This window comes from Streptomyces sp. NPDC021012 (assembly GCF_044333355.1).
Lineage (GTDB): Bacteria > Actinomycetota > Actinomycetes > Streptomycetales > Streptomycetaceae > Streptomyces.
In genome coordinates, this window is sequence record NZ_JBIRQU010000002.1 from 22,799 (window position 1) to 41,286 (window position 18,488).

General features: G+C 69.2%; 17 protein-coding genes. 6 read left to right on the forward strand and 11 right to left on the reverse strand.

Annotation, left to right across the window (positions count from 1 at the left end):
- Positions 1-22: 22 nt before the first annotated feature.
- A complete protein-coding gene (locus tag ACH4TP_RS05350; RefSeq protein ID WP_398435837.1) occupies positions 23-784 on the reverse strand; it encodes an SDR family oxidoreductase in 762 nt (253 codons plus the stop codon).
- 172 nt (positions 785-956) lie between these two features.
- Here ACH4TP_RS05350 and ACH4TP_RS05355 point away from each other — a divergent pair, with 172 nt between their 5' ends.
- Positions 957-1,796: a helix-turn-helix transcriptional regulator gene (locus ACH4TP_RS05355; RefSeq protein WP_398435839.1), complete on the forward strand. Its 840-nt coding sequence runs from the start codon at positions 957-959 to the stop codon at positions 1,794-1,796.
- Between the two features lie 94 nt (positions 1,797-1,890).
- Here the strand turns inward: ACH4TP_RS05355 and ACH4TP_RS05360 are convergent, their stop codons facing one another.
- Positions 1,891-2,874, reverse strand: a complete 984-nt coding sequence (locus ACH4TP_RS05360; RefSeq protein WP_398435841.1) for a helix-turn-helix domain-containing protein — start codon at positions 2,872-2,874, stop codon at positions 1,891-1,893.
- A gap of 762 nt (positions 2,875-3,636) precedes the next feature.
- Here ACH4TP_RS05360 and ACH4TP_RS05365 point away from each other — a divergent pair.
- Positions 3,637-4,020 carry a peptidoglycan-binding protein gene (locus ACH4TP_RS05365; protein ID WP_389236495.1) on the forward strand — a complete coding sequence of 128 codons (384 nt, stop codon included), beginning with the start codon at positions 3,637-3,639 and terminating at the stop codon, positions 4,018-4,020.
- A 327-nt stretch (positions 4,021-4,347) separates the two neighbouring features.
- On the opposite strand, the gene ACH4TP_RS05370 is transcribed toward ACH4TP_RS05365, so the two are convergent.
- The 7 genes from ACH4TP_RS05370 to ACH4TP_RS05400 form a co-directional block, all read right to left on the reverse strand.
- Positions 4,348-5,352 (reverse strand): methyltransferase, encoded by a 1,005-nt coding sequence (locus ACH4TP_RS05370; RefSeq protein WP_398435843.1) that lies wholly within the window; start codon positions 5,350-5,352, stop codon positions 4,348-4,350.
- A gap of 142 nt (positions 5,353-5,494) precedes the next feature.
- Complete coding sequence (locus tag ACH4TP_RS05375; RefSeq protein ID WP_398435845.1) at positions 5,495-6,925, reverse strand: TfuA-like protein; 1,431 nt, start codon at positions 6,923-6,925, stop codon at positions 5,495-5,497.
- A 13-nt stretch (positions 6,926-6,938) separates the two neighbouring features.
- Complete coding sequence (locus ACH4TP_RS05380) at positions 6,939-8,075, reverse strand: YcaO-like family protein (protein ID WP_398435847.1); 1,137 nt, start codon at positions 8,073-8,075, stop codon at positions 6,939-6,941.
- 195 nt (positions 8,076-8,270) lie between these two features.
- Complete coding sequence (locus ACH4TP_RS05385; protein ID WP_389236487.1) at positions 8,271-8,381, reverse strand: class III lanthipeptide; 111 nt, start codon at positions 8,379-8,381, stop codon at positions 8,271-8,273.
- 21 nt (positions 8,382-8,402) lie between these two features.
- On the reverse strand, positions 8,403-8,519 hold the full coding sequence (locus ACH4TP_RS05390; RefSeq protein ID WP_389236485.1) for a class III lanthipeptide: 117 nt from the start codon (positions 8,517-8,519) through the stop codon (positions 8,403-8,405).
- 359 nt (positions 8,520-8,878) lie between these two features.
- Positions 8,879-11,356, reverse strand: coding sequence for a class III lanthionine synthetase LanKC (lanKC, locus tag ACH4TP_RS05395; RefSeq protein WP_398435849.1), 2,478 nt, complete (start codon positions 11,354-11,356; stop codon positions 8,879-8,881).
- Positions 11,357-13,404: 2,048 nt separating this feature from the next.
- A complete protein-coding gene (locus ACH4TP_RS05400; protein WP_398180431.1) occupies positions 13,405-14,409 on the reverse strand; it encodes a LuxR C-terminal-related transcriptional regulator in 1,005 nt (334 codons plus the stop codon).
- A 146-nt stretch (positions 14,410-14,555) separates the two neighbouring features.
- On the opposite strand from ACH4TP_RS05400, the gene ACH4TP_RS05405 reads away from it, so the two are divergent.
- The 3 genes from ACH4TP_RS05405 (at position 14,556) to ACH4TP_RS05415 (ending at position 15,559) form a co-directional block, all read left to right on the forward strand.
- Positions 14,556-14,927, forward strand: a complete 372-nt coding sequence (locus ACH4TP_RS05405; RefSeq protein ID WP_398180428.1) for a hypothetical protein — start codon at positions 14,556-14,558, stop codon at positions 14,925-14,927.
- Between the two features lie 104 nt (positions 14,928-15,031).
- Entirely contained in the window at positions 15,032-15,247 is a 216-nt protein-coding gene (locus ACH4TP_RS05410) for a hypothetical protein (RefSeq protein WP_398435851.1), read from the forward strand.
- A 132-nt stretch (positions 15,248-15,379) separates the two neighbouring features.
- Complete coding sequence (locus ACH4TP_RS05415) at positions 15,380-15,559, forward strand: zinc ribbon domain-containing protein (RefSeq protein ID WP_398435853.1); 180 nt, start codon at positions 15,380-15,382, stop codon at positions 15,557-15,559.
- Here ACH4TP_RS05415 and ACH4TP_RS05420 read toward each other — a convergent pair.
- Entirely contained in the window at positions 15,487-16,158 is a 672-nt protein-coding gene (locus ACH4TP_RS05420; RefSeq protein ID WP_398435855.1) for a hypothetical protein, read from the reverse strand. The genes ACH4TP_RS05415 and ACH4TP_RS05420 overlap by 73 nt on opposite strands.
- A gap of 96 nt (positions 16,159-16,254) precedes the next feature.
- Positions 16,255-16,623, reverse strand: coding sequence for a hypothetical protein (locus ACH4TP_RS05425; protein WP_398435856.1), 369 nt, complete (start codon positions 16,621-16,623; stop codon positions 16,255-16,257).
- Positions 16,624-17,196: 573 nt separating this feature from the next.
- On the opposite strand from ACH4TP_RS05425, the gene ACH4TP_RS05430 reads away from it, so the two are divergent.
- Positions 17,197-18,315 carry a hypothetical protein gene (locus ACH4TP_RS05430; protein WP_398435858.1) on the forward strand — a complete coding sequence of 373 codons (1,119 nt, stop codon included), beginning with the start codon at positions 17,197-17,199 and terminating at the stop codon, positions 18,313-18,315.
- The last annotated feature ends 173 nt before the right edge of the window (positions 18,316-18,488 follow it).

The window sequence follows — 18,488 nt, forward strand, 5'->3', positions numbered from 1 at the left end:
TGGCCGGCTGGAGCGGTCCGCCTCATGCCTGCCGGGTCGGAAGGACGATCACCTGCCGCAGGTTGACGTGCGCGGGGCGGCTGGCGACGAAGCCGACGACGTCTGCGATCTCGTCGGCGGACAGCGCCTGGATGGCCTCGAACATGCCTTGGAGCTGCTGCGCCAGGGCGGGGTTGTCCATGTGCTGTCCCAGCTCGGTGTCGGTCAGGCCGGGTTCGATGTTGGTGACGCGGACGTCACGGGGACCGAGTTCCGTGCGCAGCATGGTGGACAGCTGGGTGAGCGCGGCTTTGGTCGCGCCGTAGACCGCATAGCTGGGGAAGGCGACGTGTGCGGCGATGGAGGAGATGTTGACCAGGTCGGCGGGCCTGCCGGCGGCTGCCGCGGCGACGAGGTCGGCGGTGAAGGCGCGGACGATCCGCAGGACGCCGGTGACATTGGTGTCGATCATCCGGGTCCACTCGTCGATGCGACCGTCGTCCAGCGGGTTCGGCAGCATCACACCGGCGCTGTTCACCACCAGATCGGTCGGCCCGTAGGCCGCGTGGACCGCTGCGGCCGCGGTGTCCACGGACACATCGTCGGTGACGTCGACGGGGACGGCGATGGCCTGGCCGCCCTCGGCGGCGATCTTGGCGGCGAGGTCTTCGAGCCGGTCGGCACGGCGGGACAGCAGCGCCACGCGAGCCCCGTTGGCGGCCAACAGGCGGGCGGTGGCGGCGCCCATGCCGCTCGCGGCTCCGGTGACGACGGCGGTGCGGCCCGTAAGGGTGTCGTAGCTCATGAAGGTACTTTCCGATCGTGGTGGCAAGGGCCGAGGCTGTCTGTCCGCGTCCCTGCTGACGTGTCCCACTGTGCGAGCGGCCGGAGCGGTTACCCAGGGCTGCGGTTTTCCTGGGTCTGCCAGTACCAGGTTCAACGCCTGCTCTCCCCCGCGCCCTTCTAGGCTCAGGACCATGAACAACGACCTCAGCGGTTTCCTCCAGTCGCGTCGCGCCCGCATCCGGCCCGAGGACGTCGGGCTCCCCGCGCACGGACGGCGTCGCGTGCCGGGGCTCCGCCGTGAAGAAGTCGCGCAGCTCGCCGGGGTGAGCGTGGACTACTACATCCGCCTGGAGCAGGGCCGCGGGCAGAACGTGTCGGAAGCGGTTCTGGAAGCGATCGGCCGCGTGCTGGAGCTGGACGGAACCGAGCAGGCGCATCTGCGGGACCTGATCCGCCCGGCGCAGGCCGCCCGCAGGGCTGCGTCCCGCGGCCTGCAGGCCGTACGTCCGGGGGTGCAACTGCTGCTGGACGGCATGACAGACACCCCGGCGTTCGTCTTGGGCCGACGCATGGACGTCCTCGCGTGGAACGCGCTCGCCGACGCCATCGCCGGCTTCTCCAGGAAGTCACCCTCCGAGCTCAACCAGGCCCGCCAGGTGTTCCTCGACCCGACCGCACCCGTCTGCTACCCCGACTGGGCCGCGGTGGCCGCCGAGACGGTGGCGTACCTGCGGCTGGACGCCGGCAGGCACCCGGACGACCCCGCGATGTCCTCCCTGCTCGGCGAACTCTCTTTGAAGAGCGAGAACTTCCGGCGACTCTGGGCGGACCACCAGGTCAAGGAGAAGACCTACGGCGTGAAGCGGCTGGTGCATGCCGTCGCCGGGGAGCTGGAGTTCGGCTACGAGACGCTGGCGCTCCCCGGCGATCCGGACCAGCTGCTCGTCGCCTACACGGTCGCGCCCGGTTCGGCGACGGCCGACCGACTGACCCTGCTGGTCCGCCGGGCGGCGGAGGCAGGGGCTCGGTAGTGCACGCCCCGCCCGGCCCCTGTCCGGAACCTGGCGCAAACAGTCCCACGAGGTACGCGTACGGCAGCGTGTTCCTCATTCTTGCTGGTCAGGGTCAGGCCGCGTCGGCATGTATCAGGGCGTTGGCGCGGTAGTCGCGGGGGGTGATGTCGTACGCGGTGCGGAAGGTACGGCTGAAGGCCGTCGTACTGGTGAAGCCCCAGCGGGCGGCAATGGTCTGGATGTGCTGCTGACGCAGGTCAGGTCGGGCGAGGTCGGCGCGGCAGCGTTCGAGGCGCCGCCGGCGGATCATCGCGGCGACTCCCTCGGGTTCGTCCTGGAAGAGGGCGTAGAGGCTCCGCAGCGAGATGTGGTGATGGTCGGCGATGACGCGCGGTGACAGGTCGGGGTCCCCAAGACGGTGTTCGATGAAGGCGTTGACCTGGCGGAGCAGGGTGTGGGACCGCAACTCCGCGGGTTGCTTCACGGCGGAGCCGAGTTGGCCTGCCAGGCATGAGGCGGTCAGGCTCACCGCCATCTCCCCCAGCTCGCCCAGCTCGTGGGGCGAGCAGTCAGGGCCCTTCTCCGCGAGGTCCATCAGGAACCCGGCCAGGATCGCAGCCATACCCGCGCCACTTCGCACGCGTCGGCCGAGGAGACCGTCGACCCGCTGCGAAGGCAGGGGCATCCGGGCCTTGGGGATCTGCAGGACGAGCACCTCGACGCCGCGGCCGTCCGTCCCCGAGCCGGACTCGTACGGGCGGGAGGTGTCCCACAGCACCATGTCCCCGGCGCCCAGCTCCGCCTCCCCGCCCTGCTGCGCGAACCAGGAGGAACCACTGGTCACCAAGCCGAGTTGGTACTGCTCCGGGTCTCCTCTGCGGATCAGCGCCGGGGTCCGCCGCGAGCACAGCGGGGCGTAGGTGAACCTCGCCAGCTGGGCGGCACCGAGGTCCAGCAACCCGCCCTGCGCGTAGAACCCGTCGGCGTCCTGCGCGTGGAACGCCGTCGGCATCAGCACATGGGACACGACCTCCTCGAACCACTCGAACCTGTTCTGCGGCGGCACTTCCGCCGCCGTCATCCCCTGCCACACCATCGACGCTCCCCCGTCAGTGCTGTCTGCGGCCGGGTGCCTCAGCCTCCGGCCGAGTGCAGTCTGATCGATTGGGCCAGATCGTGCTACGGCCGCCCGGCAGTCCCGCCCTTGAAACCGCTTCGGCGCTACGGCTGCACGCATTGTCAGCAAGGGCTGCACGCGATGCACACCGCCGCGGTCCGATGCTGCATAGGCTCCGCTCACGAAATCCGATCGGGGGGCCGGGCCACCTGCCCTCACGTCGAGGAGGAGACCGGTGATCCGTCGTCTTGTCACCGTTGCTGTCGCCGTCGTACTGCCGCTGATCGCTGCCGGCGAGGCATTCGCCGGCAGCATCAACAACTGCCCCTGAGACCTGGGAGGACGAACATGCGCCGTGTACTGACCTTGGCCGCCGCCACCCTTGCCTCGCTGGTGCTGACCAGCATCGCTGCCACCGAGGCGTTCGCGGGCAGCATCGGCAGCTGCCCGTGAGCTAGCAGCTCGGACGATGCGTCATGTCGCGATGTTTCCAGCCATGAGACATCGCGAGGGGCGCCGTCTGGCTTTGTACGCGAGAACGGGAGCCGTTTGTCGACGGCTTCGGGGAACCTGCTCCGTCTCGGCGCCTGGTGGAACGCTCACGCCCTCGACATGGCGCGGCCGACGGCATACAGCGGTTTTCTCCCGTACCGGCCAGACAGACCTGGCGCACTCTGCTGTCGGAAAGAGTCTCGCCGGACCCGGAAGGTTCGGCAGGACCGTTGAGATGGAGCATCTTCGATGAAGACCACCAAGAGAATCGCCGCAGTGGGCGCCGCCGCCCTGCTGGCCGTCGTCGCTGCGGCAGGCAGCGCGAGCGCAGACCAGTACGCCCCCTACATCGGCTACGGCTACGCCAACACCCACGACGGTGTGCAGTGTGTCCAGCACGCCATCAACCAGTCCCCCACGCCGTACCACATCCTCGCCGAGGACGGGATCTTCGGCCCCGACACCTACAACGGCATCATCGCCTTCCAGAGGTGGTGGAACGCGTATGTCGCCGCCCCGCCGCTTCAGGTGGACGGCATCGTCGGAAAGGCCACCGGTGGCCCCATGCAGGACTGGGCCGCCGACTGGGGGTACAAGTGCACCAAGGCCCTCCCGAGCTACCCTGCTCCCTGAGCCTGGTCCGGAACGGACGACGAGCCGATGGTGGAAGTGCCGGAAGGCGTAGCCGCCGACCTGGTCGTAGCGGGTGACGATGCCGGCGGCGCGGGCCACGACGCTCGGCCACTGGAGTCTGGGCACACCGGCACACGTACCCGGCGGGACAGCGGCGGGTGCCCGAACTCGGGTTCTGGCTCGGAGGGCGGCCACCGCGCCGAGCCGCCCGCGCCGCCCACGGCCGGAGTCGACCGGCCGAGGCCGTGCGGCGCTGGAGACGGACGGGAGGCCTCTTCATGACGTTCGACCCCGCGGAGACACCGGCCCGGACGTGGGCCCGTCCGCTCAGGCGGGGACTGCCTCGATGATGTGGTAGTTCGGCAGGGGGTGCAAGGGAATGATCCGGTTGAGCCGAAGGCCGGAGGCCGAGAACAGGTTCGAGTACTCCTTTTCGCCGCGTTCCCTTCCGGCTCCCAGGCACATCAACTGGATGTCGTTGATCGCCGCGAACATCAGGCCGACGGGGTCTTCCGCGTCCCATTCGGGTACGAGGGCCGTGACGACGAGCACCCGCCCCTTCTCGGTCATCGATGCGCGGCAGTTCCGCAGGATTTTGACACACGAGGCGTCGTCCCATTCGAACAGGACGTTCTTCAGGAGATAGGCGTCACCGTCCGCCGGAACCCCGGCCAGGAAGTCTCCCGCAATTCCCGTGCAGCGCTCGGACACGCCGGTTTCACGGACGACACCGGACACCGACCGGACCACGTCCTCGGTGTCCATGACCGTCCCGCGCAGGTCGGGGTGGGCGGCGGCGATCGCGGCGAGCGTGCTGCCGTCGCCGCCTCCGACGTCGACGAGGTGCCGCACGGCGCTCCAGTCGTAGCCGTCCACCAGGAGCGGCAGCAGCTGTTCCTGGCCGGCCCGCATGGCGCCGTTGAAGGAGCGGGCGTAGGAGGTGTCCCTCTTCTGGTACTCGTAGAACGCCTCACCGCCGATCTGCTCGAACGCCGCTGTTCCGGTGCGGACGGCTTCCTCCATCGCGCCGAAGGCACGCCAGGTGAGCGGGTCGCCGTAGAACCGTATGAAGTCGGCGGGTCCCTCGGGCGCGCTGTCGCGGAGTTGCTCACCCGCGCCGGCCAAGGACCAGGTGTCCTCGCCGTCACGGTGCACCACCCCGAAAGCGCTGAGGGTGCGAAGGAGTCGCAGCAGCGAGTCCTCGTCCGCTCCGGTGGCGGCGGCCAGTTCCTTCGTACGCTTCGTACGCGAAGAGCCGTCCGAGATGGCGTCCGGCAGTCCCAGGCCCACCGCCGCGGCGAACGCGTGGAAGGCGAGGACGTTGAACACCATGGGCGCGAAAATCGTCGTGGCATCACGCTGAGGCCTGGAATCGGGCACTCTTCCCCCTGGTCGGACTGGTCAGAATGGTCAGAACCGAGATCTGGAAATTTTCGGTCCGCCGGCTCGCTCACCGACGGCCCGGTCGCGGAGGTCAGCCGGACGTCGGACTCGTACCGGCCGAGGCCGTCGACGGTTCCTTCACCGAGAAGTCGGACAGCTCGCCGAGGTCGGCACCGCAGTGGACGATGAGATAGAAGGGGCGGGCCGCGTCCGCCGCTTCCTGGAGGGAGCTGAAGCCGCGGTCCAGCGCATGGATGTCCGCATCCTGTTCGGTGCTTCCCCACAGGGCGATCAGGAGTTGTCTGATCGGTTCCAACGACAGGTGGGCAGACGAGTACGTCGGGTCCCGGCGGACCCTCTCCGTTTCCACCTCATGGGACGCCTGGGCGATGGCTGCGGCGTGCGCGAACCCCGGGGTGTGCTGCAGCCGGTCGAGCAGGGGCTCTTCCCATGCGACACCAGGGCGGATCTGGAAACTGCGGGCCAGGAACAGCCGTGACTTCTCCTGCGGCGCGCACTCCGATCGCTCGCTCGCGGTGAGCCAGCCGTCAAGGAAGCCGAGATCTCCGTCGATGTCGAAGATCCCGCGGTGGCCGCTGTGTGCGAGGGCAGCCGCCGTGTGTCCGGTTCGGGTGCTGGAGGTTCCGCACAGTTCGGCGCACTCTTCGGCGATCCAGGCCAGTCGTTCCTCGTGGAGGAACGCCGGATAGTCGGCCGAGAACAATTGCAGCACCCGGAGCGCGTCCAGGTCTCCCGGAGCCGGGGAGGGGGACATGGCCTGGTCGATGTGAGCGCGTCCCCGGGCGGCGAGTTCCCATTCGACCAGGTGCAGGGTCCGGTTGACGGCCGGCCTCCGGTCCGGCCTCCGATCCAGTCCCTGTTCGGGCTGCCGCATCCGCGTGATGAGTTCCAGGGCGTCGGCCCGTTTGACGTCCACCGGGTTGCGCACGCAATAGGCCTCTAGCTCGGCCAGCTTCTGCTTCGAGACACCCGCCTCGTCGGCCAGAGCGGGCAGCAGCCGGTAGGTGCGCTGGGCGTACGGAAGGGAGCGGAGGGCATCGACGATCCGGTCCGCGGTCTCCTCGTCGCAGATTCCGTCCCTGTGCGCGGCGGCGAAGGTCTCCCGCATGTTGACCAGCGGCACCGACATCGCCCGGTAGCCGCTCTCGGGCGGGCCGTGCCGCAGCGCGACCTCGTCGTCGCCGTCGATCCGCCCGACGCGGTAGTCCTCGTACACCTGCCCCACTCCGTGCATGCCGAACACGTCGAGTTCGGCGGCCCGCAGAGCGCCCATGCTGGAGGAACCGAGCACGCGCACCCCCCGGTCCATGACGGCGAGGATCTCTTTGTGCCGGACGGACAACTGCTGATGGAAGTAGCCGTCGACGATCCCGACGACATCGCCCTCCCGCAACGGCAGGCGCAGCAGGTCGCCGGCGACGATCGGAGGCAGGACGCGGATGTCCGCCGGGCCGTCGAAGGCGGGGAGGGTGGGGCCGAGGAACAGATAGAGCTGAGTCATGAACGGATCTCCCTCACACGGGGAAGGCAAGGCCGGGGCAGAGCACATGGACAACGGGGATCCCGAAGTCGTCACGGGTGTGGTCGACGACGAGCGGGGACCGGCCGGTGACGTCCACGACACGCGTGGCGAGCTCGTCGATCTCCTGTCGGAGGTCGAGGACGGTCAGCGACTGGATCGTCGTGAAATCGACGGCGGCCGCGGTTTCGGCCAGCTCGAAGATGGCGGCGTCGGCCGGGTTCGCGATGGCGCGCTGGACGTCGCGGTACTCGCGGTCCTGCAGGTCGTCCCGGGAACCGGCGATGTAGGAGACCCGGACCTGCGCGGCTTCCGTGAGGGCCCGGCACAGCGCGACATCACTGTCCAGGTGGCAGCCGAAGCCGTTGCGGGGAACGGGGAAGTTGTCGTTCCAGATCGTCGCGCTGAAGCACGGGATTCCCAGCGGCGAGGGCAGGATGCTGATCAGCACCTTGATCTTGGCGTCCCGGTAGTGGTCGAGCAGGGCCCGGCTGTGCCCGACGACGGTGTCGGGGGCGACTGTCGACCAAGGGGCCGATTCGAGCCGGGCCAGGGTGTCGCGTTCGATCACTTCGTAGAGAGCATGCAGGATCGCCTCGTCGGCGGTGTTGCCGCTGGCCAGTCCGTTGGTGGTGGCCCGGAACATCGGCGGCTGCCACTGGCGCGCCACCCGCAGGTCGATGTCGAGGCAGTCCACCGGCACGAAGGACGTCCCACCGTCGCTGAGCCGCCGGGCCGTGCGCAGCGCCAGGCGGCTGCCGGGGTTCAGACAGTTGCGCCGATGCAGAGTGAGTTCGTTCAGACCGTAGCCGAGCTCGGGGGCGATCTCCCGCGCGGTGGCCACCAGGTCGGGGCGCAGGTCCAGGTGCTCGCCGTGCCAGCGTTCGATCGCCTCCATGGCGGCGGACACTTTCGCCGACACGGTGTCGAGCCCTTTGCCCTGGTAGACCGACAGGTAGCGGCCGTTGGGGCGGATCGCCTGGTACACCGGGATGCCGATGTCGTCCAGCCAGGTGATGTCGGCGATCCGGGTGATGCCGAAGGTGGGGAACAGCGGCACGATCCGCTCCCACGTCTGCTCCGGCGGGCACACGCGATGTGTGCCGGAGAAATAGCTCTTCTGCCCGTTCATGGATGTGGTCCCCGACTCATAAGATTCCCGATCTGGAATTCCCGGTCCGGACTTCCCGATCGGTTATGAACGACTTCGGCGCGTGGCGCGGGCCGGTTTGCTTCCGCCCTGCTGCGCGGATCCACTGTGTGGGAGGTCCGGCCGGCCGGTACGGCAGGCCGGACCCCCACACGGATCACATCAGATCCCGCTGAATCAGATGGCGGTCGACGTGGTGGTCACCGTCGTCAGCGTGATCGAGGTGGGCAGCTGCTTGTTCTCGACGACGACCTTGGCTTCCATGGCCTGGAGCTTGAGGATTTCCATGATGTGTTTCCTTTTCTGTGATCAGAGGACGGTGGAGATGGTGGTCACGGTGACGGTGCTGATGGTGCCGGTCCCGGGGCCGTACTCGGGCTCGGTCTCCGTCTTGGCGTCCATCGCCTGGAGCTTGAGGATTTCCATGTGTGTCTCTCCTGTTTCCATCAGAGGATGGTCACGACGGTCGTGACCGTCACGGTGCTGCTGGTGTGAGCGGCCACGGCGGGCTCGTCGACGACCTCGGTCGGCAGCTCGATGGCCTGAAGCTTGAGGATCTCCATGATTCGGTTTCTCCTTTCTCAGCTCGTGGGGTTGCCCCGGACCGGGTTCGGTCTGGGAAGTCTGTGATCTCATGGCCGCGCGGAATCGACTCGGAGTGGTGCGCTCGGTGAGCGGAAATCATTGAGCGAAATCCATTGAGCGAAATCCACTGATCGGAAGCCAGTGAGCGGAAGCCAGTGAAGAATGCGGCGCTGTACGGTGATGTACGGTGCCGTGCGCTGCTACGCGGCGAGGAGCGGGCCGAGGAGATCGACGCCCGAGCGGTGGCTTTCGAGCGCGAGCAGGGCACCTGCTCCACCCGTGGCCAAGTCCATGGACAACCGCATCAGATTGCCCCCGGGCATGGCGGCGGCCTCCTGGTGGGGAACGGCGTAGCGCCACAGGATCTGTGCCAGTCGGGACGCCCGAGGGTCGCCGCACACGCTCAGGGCGTACAGCTGCCCGGCCGTTCCGTCGAAGAGCCCGGGAGTGAGCGTCAGCGGCAGGCAAGCGCTGGTAAGGGCCTGATCCAGGGCTGCGGTCAGCTCGTCGTCGGGCTGGTGTGCCAGGACCGTGGCCAGGGCCAGTCCGGCGCCGGCGGCGCCGGTGGCCAACGACGGACCCGTCTTCTCGCCATCGCCGGTGCGTGTCGTACTCGTGGCGGCGACGAGTACGTGCCGGGCCTGTTCCAGGTAGGCGTGCTCCGAGGTGTGCTGGTGCATGCGTGCCAGCAGGAGCGCCGCCCCACCCACGCCCCCGGTCAGGTCGGCGCTGTCGAGGGGATGCCCGGCCAGCGAGCCGGCCACCTGTTCGGCTATTTGTTCGGCCTGGCGCAGATAGGCGGGGTCACCGGTGCGGAGGTGGAACCCCAGCAGGGAGATGCCGATGCCGGGCAGGCCGGTGGGCAGGTCGAGCCCCGAGGGCAGATCGCGGGTGCCGGCGCGGGCGAGCAGGTCGGTCGCCTCATCGCGGCGGCCGAGCAGGTCCAACACCGTGGCGATCCCGTGCAGCCCGTCGAACAGTCCCAGCGGCGCGGTGGCGGCCCGCCGTACCGCGGCCGTCGTCAGCCACTTGGTCCATGTGTCGTCGATGGGCAGGCCGGCCGCGTGCAGCGCGTACAGGACCCCGGCCGCGCCGTGCTGCACATCGATCGCCCCGTGGGGGGTGGTACTGGCCGGAGCGCCGGGGAACAGCCGGTCGCTGCGATCAGGGGTGGCCGAGGCGTTGATGCCGGCAGCGATCAGCCTTGCCCGGTCGGCTGGAGCGACGTGCTCCAACGACTGCGCCTGCGCCGGGGTCCGGTCGTGCAGTCGGTCGAGCCGGCGTGCGGCCTGACCGGCTGCACCGGCGGGCGCTCCGAACACGTCCTCCGCCCAGCGGGCCAGTTGGGCGGGCTTGTCAGGATCCAGCGCCGCGAGCGTCATCAGGGGCATGAAGGTGTGCACGCGCAGCGCGGCCAGAGCGTGCTCGTCGATCGCCACACCGCTCGTCCCGAGCGGCGCCGCGAAGCCGGGGGCGCCGTGCAGACCCGTGCGCTCCCCGGTCACGGTGTGGGCCGCTTCGAGGTCGATCAGGGTGATCCGCCCGTCGGGACGCACGAGGATGTTGTTGGGATGCACGTCGCCGAACACGATGCCCTCGCGGTGCACGGCGTGCAGCGCGGTCTCGACCTTGCTGATCGTCTCGTCGGCCCATGCGGCATAGTCCTGGATGTCCTCGTCCGAGGCCGCGGTCCGGCGCAGTGGATGCCGGGTCAGGACGGCAGAGGTGAGCGTGTCGCCGTCGATGTACTCCTGTACAAGGAAGTGGTGCTCCCACAACACGTGGTAGCCGAAGACCTTGGGCACGTACCCGGTGCCGGCCAGGGCGAGCAGCATGGTGTGCTCCCGCTGCAGCCGCGTCACGGCGTCCTGACCCTTGCCGTCGGTGCCGGCCAGCGGACGCGCTTCCTTCAGGACGACCCTGTCGCCGGTGTCCGGGTCCGTGGCCAGGTATACGCCGCCTCCGTTGGAGAAGTGCAGCGGCTCGATCTGCGTGTAGGGCATGTCGACACGGCTGGCGCTGCTGAACTCGTCGATGCGCTCCTGGACGAACCCCGGAACATCCAGCCAGTCCGGGACCTCGAAGAAGGGAGCCCGTCGGTCCGGAACCAGCGTTCCGTCCGGGGCGGTGATCGCCATGACCCGCTTTCCGTCGTCACCGTCGACCCACAATTCCGCGAAGCCGCCGTACCGGATGAAGACCGGACTGGAGTCGCTCCAGCGGAGATCGGACAGGATGTAAGGTCCGGTGAATCCCTGGAGCGCGGTCGACAGCTCCTCCAGGAGATCCTTCAGGTCCGCTTCGTCGGCGGGATAGATCGCGATGAACTTCCCCGCCGAACCCCGGTGGGCATATTTGGAGTTGAAGGTGCTCAGGAGGGTGCTGCTGCGCAGATACTTGAAGTCGGTCTGCCGCCGGGCACAAATGGCCGCGACGGCCCGCAACGCCGCCTCGGCATTGTCGGCGGTGGCAGAGACATGGATCTTCCAGCCCTGGGCCGGGAGAGGGTTTCCGTAACTCACCCGCACCCACACGTCACGACCCTCGGTGCGACGGCCAGCGCCGATGTCCAGAGCCGACCAACGCCTGGCTTCGTCCTGAATACATTCCGGCGCTTCATAGAACTGCGGATGCGCGAGCGCATACAAGTCGAAGCCTGTCAATCCCACCGAGTTCACCCCTTAACGTTCACACAATTTCCCGGCCGAGGAGCATCGTCGACTGCCCGAGCAAAAACGCGGACACCGGGACCCCTTGAATGGAATCAATACGGATTCGTTCCGAGGCGTTTTCATGAACTCCCCGGGGCGGCTGTTTCCGTTCCGGCCTTCCGACACTTTTACTCTGGCTGATGGCCAGAACGGATGGAAGGGTTTCACGCTGGACGGATCATGCAGTGGCATAACCCGTCCAGCCGCGTCCGAAGACGCCGAAGGTTCCGCCTGCGCCCCTGTCGCCCTCCGCTGAAGCGCCGCCCACCAGCACGCTCCGCCTGAGCCTTCGCCTCGTGCAGGGCGTGGGCGCAGGGCCCGGATCAGTCCCGGACCGCGACGGGTGAGCAGCGTGATGACGGAGCCGACGCATGCATGCGCGGTGCCGTGCCGGCGCCGACCCGGAAGCCAACCGCAATCCGAGGGGAGGGGGAGGCGCCACTTGAGGCACCCGAGTGCGACCGGCGCCCGTCCCAACAGACTTGGATCGCACCGACGGTCACCCTCCTGGAGGACGATCAGCATCGTGACCGCCTCCACGGGGACATGCCGCAGTGAGGCGGGCCCTGGCGTTTGAGAAGTGGTGACGGCACCGAGGCGATGAAGGACGCTATCTCGGCCGTTGTCACCACCCTGCCCGCGCAGCTCCGCCGCTCACTGACCTGGGATCGCGGCAAGGAACTCGCCGGCATACCGGGCTGAGGACCGGCACGTGCTGCCGGACTGCTCCGCTGCCCCCTGCCGGAGCACGGAGCTTCCTCCTCAAGCCTTTCTCCCCAGCCACGTACACACGAATGTGGTCGAGGAGCCTCGGCAGGTGGTCGTTGATGTGCAGGTTCCGGCGGCGCGGGTAGGTGGTGATCCAGCGGGCGGCTTCGCGGCGGGGGGAGGGCGGCCGCTCGCGTGGCTCGTCCAGGGGTAGGCCCCGCCGGAGGGGTGCGACGGCCGTGTCCCAGCGCTGTTGCAGGTAGTCGAGGTAGGGGTCCGGGGCGGTCGGCGCATCGCCTCCTGCCAGGTGCGGGGCCGGGCGTATTTGCTGACCGTGCGGCGGTCCAGGCCGAGTTCCCGGGCTACGGAGCTGTGGCTCCGGCCGGTCCGTGTCAGGGCCTGGACTGCCTCGAAGAGCCTGCGGGCATGGCGTCCGGCCCGGGTGTCGGCCGCGGCGTTCTCTGCGTTCTCCTCGACCGGTGCGGGATCGCTCTCGCCGGCCGGGGGCAGTGCTGCGGGCGAGTAGCCGCGGTGGGCGGAAGCGATGTCCTGGACGCGGCGGGAGAGGCCCTGCCAGAGGTGGAAACGGTCGCTGACCTGCGCAGCATCGGGGTGCCGGCTGCGATGCCCTGCCGGTAGGTGAGGGAACCGTCGCGGCACGCGACCTCGACCCCGGGTGCTCGTGGAGCCAGCGACCGAGCCGTTCCGCATCACGTCCCTCCCAGAGGGTGAGCGGGAGCCGGGTGACGGCGTCGACCAGGATCGTGCCGTAGGTGTCGTCGTAGAGCGCGAAGTCGTCCACCTCCAGCACCCGAGGTGTCTCCAACGGCGGGAGCGGAACCCGCATCAGCTGGGACAGGACGGTGCATCGCGAGAGCGTGACGCTCAGGATCCGCAGCATCCGAGGGCCGCCCCGGCCCGCCAGCACCACACCGACGTCCTCCGCCAGGCGCTGCAAGGGCGGTGTGCGCCGCTGGTAGCGCACAGTGGGCCCCGTCACCTGCTCTGCGAAGGTCGCCTTCGGGCACGTCGCGTTTTCGCAGTACAGACGGTGTACGGGCAAGTCGATACGCATCGGCCGGTCCCCGAGAGAGATGTCGGCCAGGCGGCGTTCGTAGCGGCTGTGGCACCACTCACTGAGTCAGCCGCATCCCGTACGTCTTGCGGGAACATCGGACCTCGTACGGGCATGAACCGCCACACCAGTATCAGAGACATCAACCGAGACAACCAGCACGTCAGCCAACTGCGGCAGCAAACTCGCTGGTTCAGCGGATGCCTCGGCCTCTACCGCCGGATTCGGCGAACTACCGGTAGGTGCGGGTGGGGGGAAGCCAGCCGTTCTGGACGGCGTGGGCGCCGGCCTGGAAGCGGCTGCGGGCTTCGAGGACTTCCATGAGTTCGGCGGCGATGCGGCGGGCGGTACGGGGCGATACGCCGAGGCGTTTGGCGATGGCCTCGTCGGTCAGGCCCTGTACCAGGAGGTGGAGGGCCTCGCGGTGCTGGCGGGTCAAGCCGTCCTCGTCGCGATCCGCCATGGTGCCCAGCGGGGTGGCGTTCTGCCAGATGCTCTCGAACAGGGCGCACAGGGCGGCGATGGTGCCCTCACCGGTGAGGACGACCGCACCGGTGTGGGCATCGCTGGTGTGGAGGGGCAGGACGGCCTCGCGTCGGTCCGCGATGATCATTCGTACGGGCAGGGTGGGGGCGGTGCGGACCTGTCCGCCGTGCCGGTGGAGCCAGTCCACATGCTCCAGGGTGGGCTTGTGGTTGCGGACACTGTCGAGGTAGACGGTGCGCATGGTGACGCCGCGGTCCAGTAGAGCGGCGTTGGGGCCGCGGCTGGCCTCGAGGTCGGCCGCGGTGTGGGCACCGCCGGGCGCGAACGTCATGATCTCGTGCTGCGTGTCGGCGGCCAGCCGTGCCAGGCGGTCGCGTATTTCCGCCGGCCCGGTCAGCCGTTCGGCGTCGGGGCAGGCGGTGGACGGCCGGAGCGTGGAGCACTCGGCGATGAGCTGGGCGGCAGCGGCCCGAGAGGCCTCCACCTTCTGCTGGTGGGCGGCGAGTTCAGCCTGCTGGCGGGCGAGCAGCAGCTCCATGGCGCGCTCCGCGTCCAGCGGTCTGAAGCCCGTGCCTTCCTGGGCTCCGGGCTGGATCAGTGCCAAGGCGCTGAGCCGGTCCAGGCAGCCTCGCAGGTCGCTCTCGGACAGCATGAGCCGCTGCGCGAGTGCGCTCACCCCCTCGTCCGGGTGAGCGAGCAGGGCCCGGTAGACGCGTTCGGCCTCGGTGTCGAGCCCGAGCAGTTCCAACATGTCGATACCCCCCGGTACTGAGCCATGTGCCCGGGTAGGAAACCACACGTTTCAACATGAAGTCACGTGGTCCCTTCCTGCCGTGTCATAAACCGTCCTTCCAACGCCCCTGGGCAGCGAGGGAAGTGGCGGCAAAGATGGAACCCATGTATCTCGTGCATGCCCGACTCCGTGGCTCTGACGGGGCAACGCTGTCCGCCGAGACGGTGCCCCTGTTCATGTGCTGTAGCCGTGACGGGGAAGGTCTGGAGCATGCCAGTGTCCACTCCGACGCCGACGGCAGCCCGGTCGTGGGCCTCTACCTCACCGCACCGTCCCTCTCCGTCGCGGAGCTCAGCGCCTTTGCCATCTGTCGCCGTGCGCTGTCCGCTCACCCCGAGCTGAAGGGATTCACGGTGGTGTCCTGCGGTGCGGTGCTGGTGCCGCAGTACTGGGACCGCCTGGCTCTTCCGGATGCGAGTGGACTGGTTATGCCACGGCATGATCCGTCCAACCAGAATCCCTTCCACCCGTTCTGACGGCACGGCAGAGTACAGGCATCGGCAGGGGAACCGGCCGACATGGGGAACCGAGAAGGCGTCCCGAAGAGTATCCGCAATCGTTCCGTCCCAGGGGGAAGCCGATGTCCGCGATCACCACTCGAATCATCAGGACCACCGCCGCAGCATTCCTCGCCGTCGGCGCTCTGGGCCTGGCCCATTCGGTCACCGCGGACACCTCCACGAAACCGCACCACGCTGTCGTCGCCGAGTCGGCTCCCCTCACTCCGGACCAGACTCTGCTCCTCACGGATCCCCACGGGGACCAGAACGCGGACGATGTCACCTGGGGCCACTGACACCCCTCCCCCAGGCGGTGGTTCGGGGCCATCCCCGCGCGAGCGGGGAGCGGACTCCATGAGCTGGTGGCCGCTCGCCGGGCGTCCAGCCAGCACCTGGTGACCAGGCGGTTGGTGACCCGGTACTCCCACGTGGCTCTGGTCGATCCCGCCCACACCTTCCGGACCTGCAACCGCTGCGGGCACGCCGGTGCCAGGAGTCGCCGCACCCGTGACCCCTTCACCTGCACCCGATGTGGTCATGCCGCCCACGCCGACATCGGCGCCGCCATCGACATCAGGGACCGCGCCCGACAACCAGCTGATGGGTGAAGGGAGCCCGCGCGGGGACGACGGTCCGGTTGTCTCCGCTGACGCTTCAGCTGGGCCATGGTCGCGTTGGTCTCTTCGAGCACGATCACCTGGCGCGGGCCGACCCGATCGGGCTCGGAGGCCAGGACGTCGTCGCCGAACTGTTCGGCCAGCCGGATGCGCCGGTGCCCCTCGGCACCCAGCTCGATGAGGGCGTCGTGGATGTCGGCGATGTCCCGGCAGCAGTGCACCCCGGGAATGCCACGGGCCCAGGTGTGGCTGATCCGCTTGAAGTCGAGGATGTGCGCCTGGGCGCCGTTGCGGAGGAACTGGCAGGCGATCGTGCGCAGGATGGTGGACTTGCCGCCACCCGTGCCCACCGAGATCAGTACGTGTGGCGAGTCGTGGTCGAGGTCGACCGAGACGGTCTTACGTCCCGCGCCGAGGCCGATGAGGAGTGCGAATTCCGGCGCGGAGGCCAGGAGGTCACGTACGCCCGGGTCGTCCAGACCCAGCGAGGCCGGCGGTCGGTCCTTCTTCCTGACGATGAGGTGCGGGTCGCGGCCGGCCGGGCGCCAGGAGAACGACGCGTTCTGCAGGGCGAGCTTCTGCGGGATCACCTCGGCGACCTGGTCCCGGTGAAAGCCAGGTGGGACGGGAGGTCGACGCGGCTCTCGGCGTCGTCGTCGGCGAAGTCGACGGGAACGTGAAGATAGCTACGGGGGTCGACGTACTCGGACACGCCGAGCGGGCCGGCGAGCGCCTGGTGCGGCGGCCGCACCCACCCACTCCTCCAGCAGCTCCCGTCGCTCACGGCCCCTGCCCTGGAGCGTGGCACCGCCCGCGGCTGTGGCGAGCGCGGCGAGCGAGACGACATGGGTGACGAGCCGGTGCCAGCCGGTCCGGTACGACGCGCGGCGCACCGGACCCGCGACATCCTTCATCACGATCCGCCGCCCCGGCCGCCAGAACGTCGCGTCCGTACGCCGTATCCCGTCCAGGTCCTGCCCGACGAGGAACCGGTCGGCGACATCCACCAGGTTGTCGACGGCTTCGTCGAGGCCTCGGAAGGACGGGGCTGACATCAGCGGCTCCTCGGAAGGGGTTGGCGACCGGCGGATGCCTCACGCTGCGAGAGGGACCTCACCACCGCACTCACCACGAGCGCCGTGGTGCCGTCTCGGTCGGACGACGAAGGTGATCCGAACGGTGGTAGGTCCGCCGCCACCAGGGCCCGAGGGGGCAGACTTCATGTCGCCCCGCGCGTCGGCGCAGAGAGGGTCCGGTCCGTTGTCAGGTGAGCTCCTGCGGCGACGATGCGCGACGCTTGGCGGCACAGCCCCGCATCTCGGCCTCGTACAGCTCCAGGTCGAGGATGGGGAGGATGGCGAACACGGCGAGGCGGGTCTCGGCGGTGTCCCCCCCTGCCGTTCCGCGAGCGCCGCGGTCAGCGCCTGTCGAAGGCCCACCGGCTCGCGGGCCTCCCTGCTCCGGTCCCCGACGCCCCCCAGGAGCCCGCCCCTCAGGTCGTGCTTCAGGCCGAGGAGGGCTGAGGTCAGGACGGCCGTCGGCAAGCTCCGTACCGCCTACGCCCAGATCGCCGTACACGCAGCGGCACATCCCGCCGTACAGACCACGGTTGAAGGAGACACGGCCAGATGACCGACCGTACCGCCACCCGCATCGCCACCGCAGACGGCCAGGCCGTCACCGTCACCAGCCGCTCGGCCACCGTGACCGACTGGGCGGCCCGCTACTTCGGCTCCTGGTGGAATGCCGTGCCCGCCGAGCCCCCCATCAGCGGCGCCCTGGTCTCCGCCGACGTCGACTCGGACGAGTACGAGGACATCGCCGCGACCGTCCTTCCCCACGACCCCGACGAGGCCGACTACGCGGGCTCGCCCATGCTGCACATCCGCCACGAGGGCGGCAGCGTGACGGCTGTCCAGAGCGGCGAGCGGCTCGCGTACCGCTGGGATCCGGCCCTGCGTCGCCTGCGGATCGCCGGCCACGACGAGACCGCCGTGGCCACCGCCGCCGCCCGGCTGGCCCGCGAGATCGTCCGGGGCATGCTGCTCGTCGACGGCTGGCAGATCCTGCATGCCTCCGCCGTCACCCGCGACGACGGCGCCACCCTGCTGACCCTCGGCGACAAGGGCGCGGGCAAGACCACCACCGCGTTCCTCCTGGCGCGCACCGGCTGGCGGCTGCTCGCCAACGACCGCGTCTTCGTCCGAACCGGGCACGGGCACGTACGGGTGCTCCCGTGGCCTTCGGCCGCGGCCTGCGGCTTCGGACTCCTCGACGCCCTCGGCCTCTTCGAGCCGGTGGCCGACCGGCTTCGGGCCGGCGAGCCGATGCATCCCACCCAGGACCAGCGGGTCACCGACGCACTCCTGGCCGGCCGCCGCGAGCCGCTGTGGCGGGCGAACGGCAAGGAGATGAAGCCCCAGTTCTTCCCCGACCAGCTCGACGCCTGGCTCGGCATGCCCCTGGCCACCGAGGGCCGGGCCGCCGGCCTCCTCTTCCCCAGGATCACGCCCGACGACGAACCGCAGCTGATCGTCGAGCCGCGCCGTCTCGGCGAGGCGGACTTCTTCACGGCCGGTACGGAGGACCGCTACCCGGACGTGTTCGGCCTGCTTCCCCTGACCGGCGGCGCCTCCGGTCTCGCCGACCGACTCGGGGTCCTCCCCCACCAGGCCCTCACCCTCGGCCACGACACGGCCGCCAACGCGGCCCTGCTGGGGAAGACAGCCGCCGGGCTCCTCGGCTGAGGCCCGCCGGGAATCCGACGATCCAGTACGGACGGCTCCGAACCTCGTTCGGAAATGATCAGCAAGCCGTCGCCCGGCCCACTGCCACACCGCAGCTCCAGCAGCCAGTCCGCTGATGGGGGGCCGCGAGGGCGACCAGGTGCCGGTCGGCTCGGCGGGCCGCCAGCAGTGCC

What these genes read in the sequence shown, in the direction of transcription:
- ACH4TP_RS05350 (WP_398435837.1), bottom strand. Translation starts at nt 784, where the DNA reads ATGAGCTACGACACCCTTACGGGCCGCACCGCCGTCGTCACCGGAGCC.
- ACH4TP_RS05355 (WP_398435839.1), top strand. Translation starts at nt 957, where the DNA reads ATGAACAACGACCTCAGCGGTTTCCTCCAGTCGCGTCGCGCCCGCATC.
- ACH4TP_RS05360 (WP_398435841.1), bottom strand. Translation starts at nt 2,874, where the DNA reads ATGGTGTGGCAGGGGATGACGGCGGCGGAAGTGCCGCCGCAGAACAGG.
- ACH4TP_RS05365 (WP_389236495.1), top strand. Translation starts at nt 3,637, where the DNA reads ATGAAGACCACCAAGAGAATCGCCGCAGTGGGCGCCGCCGCCCTGCTG.
- ACH4TP_RS05370 (WP_398435843.1), bottom strand. Translation starts at nt 5,352, where the DNA reads ATGGTGTTCAACGTCCTCGCCTTCCACGCGTTCGCCGCGGCGGTGGGC.
- ACH4TP_RS05375 (WP_398435845.1), bottom strand. Translation starts at nt 6,925, where the DNA reads ATGACTCAGCTCTATCTGTTCCTCGGCCCCACCCTCCCCGCCTTCGAC.
- ACH4TP_RS05380 (WP_398435847.1), bottom strand. Translation starts at nt 8,075, where the DNA reads ATGAACGGGCAGAAGAGCTATTTCTCCGGCACACATCGCGTGTGCCCG.
- ACH4TP_RS05385 (WP_389236487.1), bottom strand. Translation starts at nt 8,381, where the DNA reads ATGGAAATCCTCAAGCTCCAGGCCATGGAAGCCAAGGTCGTCGTCGAG.
- ACH4TP_RS05390 (WP_389236485.1), bottom strand. Translation starts at nt 8,519, where the DNA reads ATGGAAATCCTCAAGCTCCAGGCGATGGACGCCAAGACGGAGACCGAG.
- ACH4TP_RS05400 (WP_398180431.1), bottom strand. Translation starts at nt 14,409, where the DNA reads ATGTTGGAACTGCTCGGGCTCGACACCGAGGCCGAACGCGTCTACCGG.
- ACH4TP_RS05405 (WP_398180428.1), top strand. Translation starts at nt 14,556, where the DNA reads ATGTATCTCGTGCATGCCCGACTCCGTGGCTCTGACGGGGCAACGCTG.
- ACH4TP_RS05410 (WP_398435851.1), top strand. Translation starts at nt 15,032, where the DNA reads ATGTCCGCGATCACCACTCGAATCATCAGGACCACCGCCGCAGCATTC.
- ACH4TP_RS05425 (WP_398435856.1), bottom strand. Translation starts at nt 16,623, where the DNA reads ATGTCAGCCCCGTCCTTCCGAGGCCTCGACGAAGCCGTCGACAACCTG.
- ACH4TP_RS05430 (WP_398435858.1), top strand. Translation starts at nt 17,197, where the DNA reads ATGACCGACCGTACCGCCACCCGCATCGCCACCGCAGACGGCCAGGCC.